At 68.8% G+C, this 14,302-nt stretch carries 13 protein-coding genes; 3 read left to right on the top strand and 10 right to left on the bottom strand.

Annotation, left to right across the window (positions count from 1 at the left end):
- Window positions 1-48: 48 nt before the first annotated feature.
- From ACN27E_RS22405 to pdxH, 7 genes are all read right to left on the bottom strand, one after another.
- Window positions 49-480: a MarR family winged helix-turn-helix transcriptional regulator gene (locus ACN27E_RS22405; RefSeq protein ID WP_422744817.1), complete on the bottom strand. Its 432-nt coding sequence runs from the start codon at window positions 478-480 to the stop codon at window positions 49-51.
- Window positions 470-1,912 (bottom strand): DHA2 family efflux MFS transporter permease subunit, encoded by a 1,443-nt coding sequence (locus ACN27E_RS22400; RefSeq protein WP_422750062.1) that lies wholly within the window; start codon window positions 1,910-1,912, stop codon window positions 470-472. The genes ACN27E_RS22405 and ACN27E_RS22400 overlap by 11 nt, the downstream gene beginning before the upstream one ends.
- Before the next feature lie 119 nt (window positions 1,913-2,031).
- On the bottom strand, window positions 2,032-3,336 hold the full coding sequence (locus ACN27E_RS22395) for a citrate synthase (RefSeq protein WP_422744815.1): 1,305 nt from the start codon (window positions 3,334-3,336) through the stop codon (window positions 2,032-2,034).
- A 45-nt stretch (window positions 3,337-3,381) separates the two neighbouring features.
- Entirely contained in the window at window positions 3,382-4,068 is a 687-nt protein-coding gene (locus ACN27E_RS22390) for a TetR family transcriptional regulator (protein WP_422744813.1), read from the bottom strand.
- Window positions 4,069-4,077: 9 nt separating this feature from the next.
- Complete coding sequence (locus tag ACN27E_RS22385) at window positions 4,078-4,728, bottom strand: TetR/AcrR family transcriptional regulator (RefSeq protein WP_422744811.1); 651 nt, start codon at window positions 4,726-4,728, stop codon at window positions 4,078-4,080.
- A 68-nt stretch (window positions 4,729-4,796) separates the two neighbouring features.
- Window positions 4,797-6,089, bottom strand: coding sequence for an MFS transporter (locus ACN27E_RS22380; RefSeq protein WP_422744809.1), 1,293 nt, complete (start codon window positions 6,087-6,089; stop codon window positions 4,797-4,799).
- Entirely contained in the window at window positions 6,090-6,749 is a 660-nt protein-coding gene (gene pdxH, locus ACN27E_RS22375; protein WP_422744807.1) for a pyridoxamine 5'-phosphate oxidase, read from the bottom strand.
- Window positions 6,750-6,831: 82 nt separating this feature from the next.
- On the opposite strand from pdxH, the gene ACN27E_RS22370 reads away from it, so the two are divergent.
- Together ACN27E_RS22370 and ACN27E_RS22365 are read left to right on the top strand one after the other, a co-directional pair.
- Window positions 6,832-7,962, top strand: a complete 1,131-nt coding sequence (locus ACN27E_RS22370) for a citrate synthase 2 (protein WP_422744805.1) — start codon at window positions 6,832-6,834, stop codon at window positions 7,960-7,962.
- Complete coding sequence (locus tag ACN27E_RS22365; RefSeq protein ID WP_422744803.1) at window positions 7,959-8,576, top strand: maleylpyruvate isomerase N-terminal domain-containing protein; 618 nt, start codon at window positions 7,959-7,961, stop codon at window positions 8,574-8,576. Before ACN27E_RS22370 ends, ACN27E_RS22365 begins: the two co-directional genes overlap by 4 nt.
- A 1-nt stretch (window position 8,577) precedes the next feature.
- Here ACN27E_RS22365 and ACN27E_RS22360 read toward each other — a convergent pair whose 3' ends face one another.
- Window positions 8,578-10,884, bottom strand: coding sequence for a family 1 glycosylhydrolase (locus ACN27E_RS22360; protein WP_422744801.1), 2,307 nt, complete (start codon window positions 10,882-10,884; stop codon window positions 8,578-8,580).
- Window positions 10,885-11,030: 146 nt separating this feature from the next.
- On the opposite strand from ACN27E_RS22360, the gene ACN27E_RS22355 reads away from it, so the two are divergent.
- Entirely contained in the window at window positions 11,031-11,480 is a 450-nt protein-coding gene (locus ACN27E_RS22355; protein WP_422744799.1) for a VOC family protein, read from the top strand.
- A gap of 6 nt (window positions 11,481-11,486) precedes the next feature.
- Here ACN27E_RS22355 and ACN27E_RS22350 read toward each other — a convergent pair whose 3' ends face one another.
- On the bottom strand, window positions 11,487-13,166 hold the full coding sequence (locus ACN27E_RS22350; RefSeq protein ID WP_422744797.1) for an FAD-dependent oxidoreductase: 1,680 nt from the start codon (window positions 13,164-13,166) through the stop codon (window positions 11,487-11,489).
- Between the two features lie 17 nt (window positions 13,167-13,183).
- On the bottom strand, window positions 13,184-14,209 hold the full coding sequence (locus tag ACN27E_RS22345) for an AurF N-oxygenase family protein (RefSeq protein WP_422744795.1): 1,026 nt from the start codon (window positions 14,207-14,209) through the stop codon (window positions 13,184-13,186).
- Window positions 14,210-14,302: the final 93 nt, after the last annotated feature.

Below are 14,302 nucleotides of genomic sequence, written 5' to 3'. Positions count from 1 at the left end.
GAAAGAGCATTCCCGGCTACCACACGCCGCGCTTGACGACCAGGAATGCTATTTCGCCGAGGGTGGGCCGGCCAGTTTCGCCAGCACCGCACGCAACGCCTGCAGATCCGCCTCGTCGAGGCGGGCGAACACCTGCGGCGCCGGATCGTGGATGGCGGCGATGCCGTCCAGCACGGTGCGCCCCTGCTCGGTCAGCGACACGGTCTTGCAGCGCCGATTGGCCGGATCGGTCTGACGGACCACCAGGCCACGCGACTCCAGATCGTTGACCGCGACGGTCGTTGCGGGCGCGTCCATGGTCGCCGCGGCGGCGAGCTGTGTCACGGTCAGCGGTTGGGCGGCCAGCCGTCGCAGCACCCGAATCCGGCTGAACGGTAACCCGGTTCGCTCGACCACCGCCCGCCGCCAGCTGTCCCGGTTGTCGATCACCAGCGCGGCCAGCGCCTGCCAGACCTCGTCGGCGAGCTGTTCACGCGGCACGGACGCGCCCGGAATCCCGTGCCGCATCCCCGGCGGCCACCAGCGGTGCGAGTCGTTCGGCCGACCGTAGTCCGCGCCGGGACGTCGAGAGCACGCCGAGCGCGAAGACGAGCAGGCCGAAGCCGGTGAACACCAGCCACAGCGGGCGTGCCGCGACCGCGAAGTCGACGCCTTCGCCGGCCAGCGCCGCGCCGGCCACCGAACCGCACAGGGCGACGCCGAGGCTCACGCCGACCTGACGGCTCGTCGAGGCGATCGCCGAGGCCGCGCCGGCCCGGTCGGTGGGCATCCCGCTGACCGCCGCGTTGGTAATCGGGGCGTTGACCATCGAGAAGCCGATCCCGAACACCGCGAACACGATGAGCAGCCACCACACCGGCGTCGTGGCGCTCAGGCCGGTGAGCATCAGCGTCGCCGCGGTGATCAGCGTCCCCGCCACCAGCAGCGAGGGCCGGGCGCCGAAACGTCCGACCAGGCGGCCCGACAGCGGCGAGAAGATGAGCGCACCGACCGCCACCGGCAGGTAGATCAGCCCGGTGTGGACCGCCGAGAAGCCCCGCTCCCCCTGCAGGTAGAGCGACATCATGAACAGGAACGCCCCCCAGGCCGCGAAGGCGCAGACCGCAATGACCGTCGCCGAGGCGAACGGGATGCTCCGGAAGAACCGCAGGTCGATGAACGGGTCGCGGCGGCGGGCCTCGTAGCGCAGGAACGCGGCGAGCGCCAGCACCGCGGCGACCGCGATCGCGATGACGACTGGGCTGCCCCAGCCCAGCCCCGGCCCCTCGATGAGCACCGTCACCAGACCGAACAGGAACGCCATACCGAGTGCCTGGCCGACCGGGTCGACGTCGCGCATGCCGACCGAGCGGGATTCGGGGACGTAGACCGCGGTCAGCAGGATTGCCAGCGCGCAGATCGGCAGGTTGATCCAGAACACCGCGCGCCAGTCGACGTATTCGATGAGCACGCCACCGACGATCGGACCCAGCGCCATCGAGATCCCGACCACCCCGCCCCAGACACCGATGGCCCGGGCTCGTTCCACCCGGCCGGTGAACACCTGCGTGATGATCGACATGGCCACCGGGTTCAGCATCGAGCCGCCGACGGCCTGCAGGAACCGTGCCGCGATCAACATCTCGATGCTGGGCGCAAGGCTGCACAGCAGCGATCCGACGGCGAACACGGCCAGGCCGATGTGGAAGGTGCGACGACGGCCGATGCGATCAGCGGTCGCCCCGGACAGCAGCAACAGCGACGCCAGCACCAGGGTGTAGATGTCGATGACCCACTGCATCTGCGATGCGCTCGCGCCCAGATCGGACCGGATGCTGGGGATCGCCACGTTGACGATGGTCGCGTCCATCGACACGATCAGCAGGCTCAGACAGCAGGACACCAGGATGATGGCCTTGCGGCGCGCGCTCATACCGACAGCATCGATCACCTAACTATTGTGAAACTACAACTGTCAGGTGGCAAGGCGATGTGACCGAGCAGACGCAAAAGGCCCGCGACACACCGGGTGCGCGGGCCTTTTGCGTCTGCTCAGCGGCTACCCGCGTCGACGTAATCGCGTTCGGTGTATCCGGTGTAGATCTGGCGCGGACGGCCGATGCGGCCCGGCTCGGAGTGCATCTCGCGCCAGTGCGCGATCCAGCCGGGCAGCCGGCCGAGCGCGAACAACACGGTGAACATCCGGGTCGGGAAGCCCATCGCGCGATAGATGACGCCGGTGTAGAAGTCGACGTTCGGGTAGAGCTTGCGCTCGACGAAGAAGTCGTCGGTCAGCGCGACCTCTTCGAGCTGCTTGGCGATGTCGAGCAGCTCGTCCTCGACGCCGAGCTTGCCGAGGATCTTGTCGGCCTGCTCCTTGACGATGCGGGCGCGCGGGTCGTAGTTCTTGTAGACGCGGTGACCGAAGCCCATGAGCTTCACGCCGTCCTCGCGGTTCTTCACCTTCTTGACGAAGGTCTGCACGTCGTCGTCACCGTCGCGGATCTTGGTCAACATCTCGAGCACGGCCTGGTTGGCGCCGCCGTGCAGCGGGCCCCACAGCGCGTTGATGCCGCCGGAGATCGAGGTGAACAGGTTGGCCTGCGAGCTGCCGACGAGGCGCACCGTCGAGGTGGAGCAGTTCTGCTCGTGGTCGGCGTGCAGGATCAACAGCATGTCCAGCGCCCGGACGACCTCCGGATCCACCTCATACGGTTCGGCCGGGAAGCCGAACGTCATCCGCAGGAAGTTCTCCACCAGCGTCAGCGAGTTGTCCGGGTACAGGAACGGCTGACCGGCCGACTTCTTGTAGGCGTACGCCGCGATCGTCGGCATCTTCGCCAGCAGCCGGATGGTCGACAGTTCGACCTGCTCGTGATCCATCGGATCCAGCGAGTCCTGGTAGTAGGCGCTCAGCGCGTTGACCGCGCTGGAGAGCACCGGCATCGGATGCGCGTTGCGCGGGAAGCCGTCGAAGAACCGCTTGAGATCCTCGTGCAGCAGGGTGTGGCGCTGGATCGAGGTGGTGAACTTCTCCAGTTCCTCCGGCGTGGGTAGTTCGCCGTAGATCAGCAGATAGCTGACCTCGATGAAAGTCGACTTCTCGGCCAGCTGCTCGATCGGGTAACCCCGGTAGCGCAGGATGCCGGCCTCACCGTCGATGTAGGTGATGGCGCTCTTGGTCGACGAGGTATTGACGAAACCGCTGTCGAAGGTGGTGTAACCGCTCTTGGCCAACAGCGAACCCAGCGCGATGCCGTCGGCGCCCTCAGTCGCCGGGACGATATCCAGTTCGATCTCGCCACCCGGGTAGTTGAGAGTGGCGTGCTCCGCCGCGCTGGACGAGTTTTCGGCCACGGGAATCCCTTCTGAGCTGGTCGACAGGGCGAGGGGGGACCCCCTTCACCGAAGGTAGTCGCTATTGTCGCGCACCGCCCGCGGGGGTGAACCACCGGACTCCCATGGCGAGGACAACCGGGTGAACAGCGCGTATGTCTCGCGTAGCCGCCGGCACAGCACCTCGGGCTCGATCGGGTCTCCGCCGGGCACACCCATACCCCGGAACGACGTCGCGAACAACAGCGTCCAGGTGTCGGCGAGCAGGCGTACGGCCGGAGCGTCGGCCGGTAGTCCCATCCGCCGCGCGAGCACCCCGACCGTAGACTTGTCGGCCGGCTCGGGGGTGAAGGAGAACGCCGCGGTGTTGAAGGTGCTGGACGCGTTGACGATCGCGATGAGCACCGCCATCCGGTTGAACGCGCCGGGTCCGTTGGGCGCGTCGGGAGCGAAGATCTCGAGTTGGGTGCGCAGCAGAGCCTCGAGTTCACCGATATCCGACGGCTGCCGGGCCAGCACCGTCGCCATGTCCTCGTCGATCTCGTCGGCGAACGCCGCGATCACCGACTCCTTGCTGGGGAAGTACCGATTGAAGGTGCGGCTGGAAACCTCCGCCGCGGAGGCGATCTGCTCCACGGTCGTGTTGTCGTATCCCTGCCGGACGCACAGATCCGCGGCGACGTCGATCAGCGTCGTGCGGGTCCGACGCTTCTTGCGTTCACGGAGACCGAGATCCGGTGCGTCGTCGATCACCGCACCACCTTACGGTCGTGACCGCGGCAGTTCAGCGGTGACGGAGAGCAACCGCCGGAAGCTGTCGTCGATGCGATCGGCCATCAGATCCGGTCCCAGCGGCTGTCCGTCGACGTCGTCGATCAGGTCATAGCAAGCGGTGGCGATGACGCTGGAGGAGACGGCCAGCGCGATGCGCACGGTGCGGTCGCCGGCCTGCAGACCCATTCTGGCGGCCAGCGCCTCGAGCACCCCGTCCGACCGGAACTCCGCGGCGGCCAACCGCAGCGACTCGGTGGAGTTGAGGATCCGCAGCATGGTGGCGATCCGGTCGGGGGAAAGATTCGGGTTGTCGAGCGCGGTGACCGCGCGCAGGACGTCGACATGCGATCGGTACAGCGCCTCGAGTGGGGACATCTCGGCAGGCAACGCTGCCAGCCGGTCGGCCACCGCCGCGGCGAAGTCGTCGAGCAGAGTCAGCAGAACCGCCTCCTTGGAGGCGAAGTAGCGGCTGAACGTCCGCGGTGAGACGTCGGCCTGCGCGGCGATCTGTTCGACGGTGGTGTGTTCGTAGCCCTGCCGGGCGCACAATTCGATGGCGGCGTCGACGAGGGTGGCGCGCGTCCGGCGCTTCTTGCGTTCCCGCAAGCCGATGTCCGGTGCGCCGACGCCTTCAGCCACGGGTCGGATGCTAACCCGCCCGAGCGGCACCCAGGGCAGTTATGGCGTTGTGCGCATATCGCCGGGAGTCACCTTTTGTCGCTTTCCGGCACTTTCACCGGCTCGACCCGGTAGCGCAGGAAGACCGGGGCCAGGGCGACGGCGACCAGGACACCCACCACCACCAGCCCGCCGCCACCGGCAGCGGCCAGCGTGGTCCCGACCGCGGCGGCGGCCGCGCCGTGCGCGACATCGGCGACCCGCGGCCCACCGGCCACCACGACCACGAACACCCCCTGCAGCCGGCCGCGGACGTCGTCGGAGGCCGCCTGCTGCAGAATCGTCGACCGGAAGGCGGACGACACCATGTCGGCCGCACCGCCGACGGCCAGAAACACCAGCGCCACCCACAGCAGCACGCCGGTGTGTCCGCCGGCGAAGCCGCACGCCACGCCGAAGCCGACCATCGCCAGTCCCCACACCACAATGGCTCCCACCACCGCGCCGCCCTGTCGGCGCACCCGCGGTAACCAACCGGAGAACACCCCGCCCGCAACTGCACCCACCGACATCGCGGCGGCCAGCAGTGCGATCACCGTGCCGCCCTCGACCGGTCCCCCGAAGCTCTCGTGGGCGATCTGCGGGAACAGCGCTCGCGGCATGCCGAAGATCATCGCGATGAGGTCGACGACGAACGACATCAGCACCACCCGGTTGCCGGCGAGATAGCGAAACCCGTCGAGCACGGCGGTCAGACCGAACCTCGCGGCGGCATCGGTGGCGGTCGGGGGCATGGGCGCCAGCCGGAAGGTGGCCCAGATGGGCACGATGGTGGTGATGGCGTCGATCAGGTAGAGCGCGGACAGATCGACCCAGTGCAGCAGCACACCGGCCAGCAGCGGCCCGACGATCGCGCCGAACTGGAACACCGTCATGTTCAGCGAATTGGCTGCCGGCAGTTGGTCTTCGGGCACCATGCGCGGTATCGCGGCGGACCGGGTCGGCGAGTTCACGGCATAGAACGCCTGCTGCACCGACAGCAGGCACAACACCAGCCAGACGTTGTTCAACCCGAGTGCGGCCTGCAGCCAGAGCAGCACCGAGGCCAGCGCCAAGCCGCACGACGCGACGATCAGCAGCACGCGCCGGTCCATCGCATCGGCCAGCGCGCCGCCCCAGAGCCCGAACACGATCAGCGGCACCACCGCGAACACCCCGGCCAGACCCACGTAGGCGGAGCTCTGCGTCAACGCGTAGAGCTGCACCGGGACCGCGAAGATGGTCAGGTTGGCACCGATGACCGTCGGGATGCCGGCGATCCAGAGCCGGCGGAAGTCCGGCGTCCGCAGCGGTGTGGTGTCGGCGAGGAGCCCTCTGGCCACCTACGGCTGCAGCCGCTCGACGCGGCCGCCCGTCACGCAGATCCTGTTGTGGACCCGGTTCGCCCGGCCCTGCCAGAACTCCACCACCTCGGGTGCGATCAGATAACCGCCCCAGTTGGGGGGTACCGGAACCTCCGCGCCGGCGAAGCGGTCGGTGACCTCGGCCAGCTGCTCGAGCAGCGCCGCACGCGAGGCGATCGGCTGGGACTGGTACGAGGCCCATGCACCCAGCTGGGAGCCCCGGGGCCGCGTCGACCAGTAGGTCGCCGTCGCCTCGGCCGACACCTTGCGCACCGCGCCGCGGACATGCACCTGCCGGCCGAGGGCGTACCACGGAAATGTCGCCGAGGCGTACGGCGTACCCGCGATGTCGTGCGCCTTGGCCGAGTCGTAGTTGGTGAAGAAGGTGATGCCGTCGTCGTCCACGTTCTTGCACAACACCGTGCGGGTCACCGGTCGTCCCGCGCCGTCCACGGTGCCGACGACGATCGCGTTGGGTTCGGACAACCCCGCCTGCTCAGCGTCGGCCAGCCACCTGGTCAGCAATACCACCCAGCCGTCGGACACCCAGTCGGCGTCCAGGTCGGGGCTGCCGTCCTTCTCCACCGATCCGTACTCCACCCGCATGGTCGCCAAGTGCTCGTTCTCGAGCTCCGTCACCGCGCCAACGCTACGCCCGGCGTTCGTCTCGCGGTCACCGACCGGTACTGCCCGCCGGCCGCCCGGGTGCGAGAATCCCCCCATGACCGAGACGTCATCGCCGGTACCGACGGATTTCGTGGCGGGGCTGGAGGGCGTGGTGGCGTTCACCACCGAGATCGCCGAGCCCGACAAGGACGGCGGCGCCCTGCGCTACCGCGGGGTGGACATCGAGGAACTCGTCGGACGCCGGGTGACCTTCGGCGACGTGTGGTCGCTGCTGGTCGACGGGCAGTTCGGTGACGGTCTGACCCCCGCCGAACCGTTCCCGCTGCCCATCCACAGTGGAGATGTCCGCGTCGACGTCCAGGCCGGCCTGGCGATGCTGGCCCCGATCTGGGGTTACCGGCCGCTGCTCGACATCGACGACACCACCGCCCGCGGCCAGCTGGCCCGTGCGTCGGTGATGGCGCTGTCCTACGTCGCCCAGTCGGCGCGCGGGATCCACCAGCCCGCGGTGCCGCAACGCGCGATCGACGAATGCGCCACCGTGACAGCACGATTCATGACCCGATGGAAGGGCGACCCGGATCCGCGGCACGTCGAGGCGATCGACGCCTACTGGGTCTCGGCCGCCGAACACGGCATGAACGCCTCCACCTTCACCGCCCGGGTGATCGCGTCCACCGGAGCCGACGTGGCCGCCGCACTGTCGGGGGCGGTGGGCGCGATGAGCGGACCGCTGCACGGCGGGGCCCCGGCCCGGGTCCTGCCGATGATCGAAGAGGTCGAACGCAGCGGCGACGCCCGCACGGTGGTCAGGGACATCCTCGACCGCAAGGACAAACTGATGGGTTTCGGCCACCGGGTCTACCGTGCCGAGGATCCGCGGGCGCGGGTGCTGCGGGCGACCGCCGAACGCCTCGGGGCGCCGCGCTACGAGGTGGCCGCGGCGCTCGAGCAGGCCGCACTCGCCGAATTACGCGAGCGCCGGCCCGACCGGCCGATCGAGACCAACGTCGAGTTCTGGGCGGCGGTGATCCTGGACTTCGCCGAGGTGCCGCCGTCAATGATGCCCGCGATGTTCACCTGTGGCCGCACCGCGGGATGGTGTGCGCACATTCTGGAACAGAAGCGCCTCGGCAAGTTGGTCCGCCCGTCGGCGGTCTACGTCGGACCCGAACCGCGCAGCGCGGAATCGGTCCGGGGCTGGGACCGCGTCAAGACCTCGTGACCATCACCGGCCTCGCCGAATACGCCTCGGCAGCACACAGTTTCGCGCGCCTGGTGGCGTCGCTGCCCGCGGCCGGCTGGGATGGACCCGGACTGGGTGACTGGGATCTGCGCGCGCTGGTCGGCCACACGTCGCGCTCGCTGACCACCGTCACCACCTATCTGAGGACACGTGCGGTTCGCGAGGACGTCACCACACCGGCCGAGTACTACCTGCGGATCACCCCCGCGGCACTCGGTATCGACCCGGCCTCCGTCGCCGAACGCGGCCGCCAGGCCGGCCGTGACCTCGGCGACGATCCCGCCGGCACCGTCGAGCGTCTGGTCGATACGGCACTGGCCGACGCCCGGACCGCGGGTGACCCCCTCATCGAGGTGATCGGCGGACTGGGCATCCGGTTGAGCACCTACCTGCCGACCCGCACCTTCGAACTGGCAGTGCACGGATTGGACATCGCCCGGGCAGCCGGGGTCACCCACACCCCGCCGGCCGACGTCCTGGCCGCCGCGGTGGAGTTGGCGGGCCAGGTCGCCGTGGCCTCCGGGCAGGGCGAGGTACTGCTGCTCGGACTCACCGGTCGCCTCACCCTGCCCGCCGGATTCAGCATCGTCTGAGCTAGCCGGGCAGGTGCGGGATGAACCACTGCAGCAACGGGATCGGCAATCCGTTGGCCCTGGTGATCTGACTGATCGCCGCGATACTGGCCGGCTTCGGGATGCGTTCGAGCTCGGGCGTGTCCGGATCGGAGCCGTACAGACCGAATTGCAGGTCGTAACCCTCGGACCACTCGAGGTTGTCGACGAACGACCAATAGGTGTAGCCGCGGATGTCCATCCCGTGGGCCACGAGATCCTGGACCACCGCGATATGGCTGACCAGATACGACGGCCGCTTCGCGTCCTGCGAGTCGGCGATGCCGTTCTCGGTGACCCACAACGGCTTTCCATAGGATGCGGCGAGTTCGAGCACCTCCCGGAAACCACCGGGGTCGGTGGGCTGATTGAAGTCGCTGCAGGTGGGTGAGGGATCGCAGCGCACGGGAAGCCCGCGCAGGAACGGGAATCCGGGGATCGGTGCCAGGCCGAAGCCCTGCATCGGTTGCGATCCGTAGTACTGCACGCCCAGGAAGTCAGCCTTGCCGACGAAGTCGGCGTGCATTTCGTCGGAGGTCTTCTTGCCGTCGAAATTCGCGTCCACCCAGCCGTCGATGACCGCGTTGGGGAACCAGCGGTTGTAGAAGGCGTTCCACGCGTCGGCGGCCTCGTCGTCGAGGGGGTTGCGCGGATCGGCCGGACGGGCGGGGATCATGTTGTTGGTGAACCCGACGAACGCCGCCGGCTGCCCCGGTGTGGCAGAGACGGTGTCCCACAGATGGATCGCGTCGTAAGCCGCGACGTGTCCGCGGGCCTGGTTGACCAGCAGCGTCGAGGCGAGGTCGGGCCGCAACACCCCCGGCGGCCAGGCCGGGACCAGACCGGGGATGGCCAGCAGCTCGGTGAGCACCGGCGCGAACGGCTCGTTGATGGTGGCCCAGTTGTCCACCTGATCGCCGTATTTCCAGGCGACGTACGCCGCGTACTTGCCGAATTCGACCGCGGTGGACGAGGACAGCCAGCCGGCGCGAAGTGCCGGTAGCCCGAACTGGACCAGCCACCGCGACGCCAGCGGATCATGGATCCACAGCGGCAGGGTGAAGTGGTTGACGGTCACCAGCGGTTCGAGTCCTTGCGCACGCAGCGAGGTGAAGACCTCGCGGTAGTGCATGACCTGACCCTGGTCGGCGAGGGCGTCCATCGCCTGCAGGTCGGCCAGACTGACGGTGCCGCCCTCGTCGGTGACGTCGATCGCCGCGGTGGAGGTGGGAAACAGCCGACTCCACTCGATACCCATGCGGAACGTGTTCATTCCCAACACGTCACGGGCCAGAGCGGCATCGGTGCCGTAGCTGACGTAGGCACCGGGCCCGTTCTCGGGAACGCCGTGGGTCAGGCCGAAGAGTTGGTTGAACGGATCGTGCACCCACCGGTACCAGTCGGAGTTCGGATCGACGGGCGATCCGGGTCCGCCTTCGGCCTGGAATCCGGAATGCGCGACGCCCCAGCGGAACCCGGCGGGGAAGCCGAGGTCACGATCCGCGACCGGAGTGACGGTGACGGTGACGGTCGCCACGGCGCGATGTCCGCCGCCCGGGACGATGAGACTGCCGATGATCGGCAGGAGTTGCAGCAGGCCCGCGGGTCCGTGCCCATGCGGCGCCGCCGCCTCGTCACTGACCACGACGGTGAACTCGTCGGTTCCGCCGACGGCGGCCATCGCGTTCAACGGGCGGTAGGTGAACGCGCCGGTGCCGTCGATCGCCACGGTGCCGCCGTTGCGGGGCCGGCCGACGACGTAGGTGAGCGCATCTCCATCCGGATCGTCGACGTCGAGGCGGCCGGTGACCACCACATCGCCGGCATCGTCGACGCTCTGCGTGTTGCGGGCCGGGTCGTAGGTGATCCGGGGCGTCTCGTTGAACAGCTCGCGACCCACCCGCTCGGTCGGCGCGACGCGGCCGGCCGGTTGCGGCGGCTCTTCCGGCACGGCGGACGATCGGATGACCGGATAGGTCTGTGCGCGGGTGCCGGCCCGGCGGGCGTCGGCCACCGCCCGGACCGCCGGGCGCTCGGGTTCGGCGGCGGCGGCCTCGGCGGCCCGTGCCGCGGCGTGCAACACGCGGGCGTCGCGCCGCTCCGGTGGTGTCGTCGCGCCGCGCGCCGGACGCGTGGGGCCGGCCGGTTCTGCCGACTCCGCACCGCGCGTGACGCCGCCGGCGGTGTCGGGGTCGGTGTCGGCACCGGCCGCCGGTGCACCGGTCAGCACGCCGATCCCCAGCGCGATCCCGAACACGCCGATGCACCCGACGCGGGCCCGCGCTGCCATGGCTTCTGCTATACGCGCTCGGCTCCGCGAGCCGCGGCCTTTCGGAAAAAATTGACGCCGACGACCGCGATCGCTCACGGTCCGCCGATGAGATTTGTCGGTGCCATGGGTCAGCATCGGTGACATCCGCTCGAGAAGGAGGCCTCATGGCACCTGAAGTGACCCCGTTCATCGCCCCGCATCTCGTCGTCGACAACGCCGCCGCGGCCATCGACTTCTACGTAGCGGCGTTCGGCGCGTCCGAATACGGCCGCGTGCCGGGTCCGGACGGCCGGCTGGTGCACGCCGCGCTCGATATCAACGGCTCGATGGTGATGCTCAACGACGACTTCCCCGAGATGTGTGCCGACGCATCGATGACGCCGAAGGCTCTCGGCGGCTCACCGGTGACCATCCACCTGCAGGTCACCGACGTCGACGGCTGGTTCCAGCGGGCGGTCGACGCGGGCGCGACCGTGGTGATGCCCGTCGAGGAGCAGTTCTGGGGCGATCGCTACGGCGTGCTGAAAGATCCGTTCGGCCACATCTGGTCACTCGGCCAGCCGGTCCGCACCGTCCCCATCGAGGAGGTGCAGGCCGCCATGCAGGCGCAGTAGTCCGGGTCAGCGGAGCAATCCGGCCAGCAACCGGCGCCCGAGCGGCGGGGACGGGGCGGCATCCGCGGCGGCGAGCATCTCGGCGATCGAGGTGAACTTGTTGCGCGGGCGGTCCCCGCCCCCGCGCGCGATCTCGGCTGCGTCGATGGCTCGCCAGCCCGCGGCGTCGACGAGGTCGGGTCGGCGGGTGCGCACCAGCGCACCGATCCCGCCGGTACCGGCGGGCGCCGCTAGCGCTCCGGCGTTGTAGTCGTCGACCAGCGCGTGCACGGTTTCGGCGGCGCACGACTTGTTGGTGCCGATGAAGCCGGACGGCCCACGTTTGATCCAGCCCGCCACATAGCTGCCGGCGACCGGATCGCCTTGCGGGCCGACCACCCGGCCGCCGTCGTTGGGCACGGTGGCGGTGGTGTCGTCGAACGGCAGACCGTCCACGGGCTTGCCGCGATAGCCGATGGACGTGAGCACCAGACCGGCGGCGAGTTGGCGGACCTCATCGGTGCCCGTGACGGTGAACTCCACCCCGTCGGCCCGGTCGCCGCCGGTGATCCGTTGGGGCGTCAGCCGGTAGGCCAGCCGGATGCGTGGGCCCGTGATCGGGGCCTCGGCGTCGCCGAGTTCGGTCAGGATCTGCAACTTGTTGCGCGTCAGTGCGTCGGTGTCGGCCTCGAGGTCGCGGCGCACCAGTTCGTGGTCGGCCGCATCGAGCACGACCTCGCAGGCCGCGGTCAGCCCGATCAGCTCGGGCAGTGTGAACGCCGAGTCGGACGGACCGCGGCGGGCGGCGATCACGACCTCCTCGACGTGTGAGCCGCGAAGCGCCGTCAGGGCGTGATCGGCGATGTCGGTCCGCGAGAGGACGTCGGGATCGGTGGTCAGGACACGCGCGACGTCGAGCGCGACATTGCCGTTGCCGATGACGACGGCCCGGCGGTGGGTCAGGTCGACCGGCAGGTCGGCGAAGTCGGGATGACCGTTGAACCAGGCGACGATCTCGGTCGCGGTGCCGGTTCCCGCGGTGCCCATACCGGGGACGTCGAGCCGGCGGTCGTTCGGCGCCCCCACCGCATACAGCACGGCGTGATGGTGGGCCAGCAGATCGGAGTGGGTGATGTCGGTGCCGACCTCGACATTGAGATAGAGGTGCAGATTCCGCTTGCCGGTGATCCGGTCGAACAACCGGGTCACCCGTTTGGTGCTCTGATGATCCGGCGCCACCCCGGCGCGGACCAGCCCATAGGGCGTGGGCAGCCGCTCGAACATGGAGACCCGCACCCCGCGTTGGGTGAGCAGCTCGTCGGCGGCGTACATCGCTGCGGGACCGCTACCGACGATGGCGACGGTCAGCGGCCCGCCCGGCCGCTGGTGCACCACCGGGGCCTCCAGTACCGGCGCCAGCTTCGAGGTGGGCGGCACCTTCTCGTCGGCGCGGCGCTCGGGGTAGAACGCGGCGTTGAGTTCGACGAACGGCAATTGGTCCACGGTCAGCTTCGACTCGGGGGCGATCGCGCCGACCGGGCACGCGCTCACGCACGCACCACAGTCGACGCAGGATGCGGGATCGATGTACAGCATCTCCGCCGTGGCGAAGCCCGGTTCGTCCGGCGAGGGGTGGATGCAGTTCACCGGGCAGGCGTAGACGCACGACCCGTCGCTGCAACAGGACTGGGTGATCACATGGGGCACCGGCGGGCGTCCTCTGGTCAGGCGGCCGGCACGACGTGCTGCCGGTGCGGCTCACTGCGGTAGCGGCTGGGCCTGCCGTCGATTCGGCAGATCCGCCACATCAGCTTTGCCAGCGGGTTCATCAACCCGGTCTCGTGGCAGAGCATCCGCACATCGCCGAACATGTCCCGCAGGAACTGCCGCGACTCGGGCGCCTGGAAGAACAGCTCCTTGCGCACCGACCGCGGAATGTCGAATTCCTTCCAGAAGCTACGCGGCGGCTTGATGATCGCCTGGCACAACACGCGCATGACCACCGGCACGTACAGCGACAGGAAGAACCGCTGACGCTTGGGCAGGTGCGGCAACCGCTTGCGCAGGTATTCGTGGGCGAACGAGATGTGCCGCGCCTCCTCGGCGACATGGATGGCCATCACGCGCTCCATGATCGGGTGGATCGACTTGCCTTCGCGCAACACGTTCTTCTGGGTGTGGTCGATCGGCTCCTCGCCGGCGAGCACCCCGAAGAAGAACGGGATCGGCAGCGGACCGGCCACCAGCGGGATGAACGGCGACAGCCAGCGCAGCATCCGCGGCATACCGGGAACGTCGGCGCCGATGCGGTTCACCATCTCCTGGAACATCATGGTGTGGTTGCACTCTTCGACCGTCTCGTGCATGCAGTACCGGTACTCCGGTGAGCCGTTGGGCACCCAGAACGCGTAGTTGGTCAGGCCGCGGATCAGGATGATCTCGAACTGCAGGCCCACCTTGGCGACGTTGGCCTGCCGCCAGCGGCCGATCTCGATCTGCCGCTGCACCGGCTGCGCGCGATACCAGGGGTGCCGGCCGATCGGATCGGTGCCCGGCAGGATCCACCGTTCGTCGTGGTCGGTGACCGCGAACTCCGGGGAGCTCCAGTCGATGTCGGTGTAGGGGTTGAAGTTGCGGCGCACCGACCCCTCCGAGAGGGTCGTCAGAGTGTCGACGTATGCGCGGTCTTCGGGACCGTCGCCGATCTCCATGTTGCGGCGCCAGCGGCGGACCATGCGTGTGCGAGCCATTTGAGGGCCTCCCGACGTGGTTTACATTCACCGGTCTGCTGTACACAGTACCGCAGGTATCGGGTAAAAGTCCATGAGGTCTTTGAGAGTTTG

It is taken from the genome of Mycobacterium sp. WMMD1722 (genome assembly GCF_049315205.1).
Taxonomy (GTDB): domain Bacteria; phylum Actinomycetota; class Actinomycetes; order Mycobacteriales; family Mycobacteriaceae; genus Mycobacterium.
The sequence above is the reverse complement of the archived record's forward strand: the minus strand, read 5'-3'. Positions and strand labels throughout refer to the sequence as shown.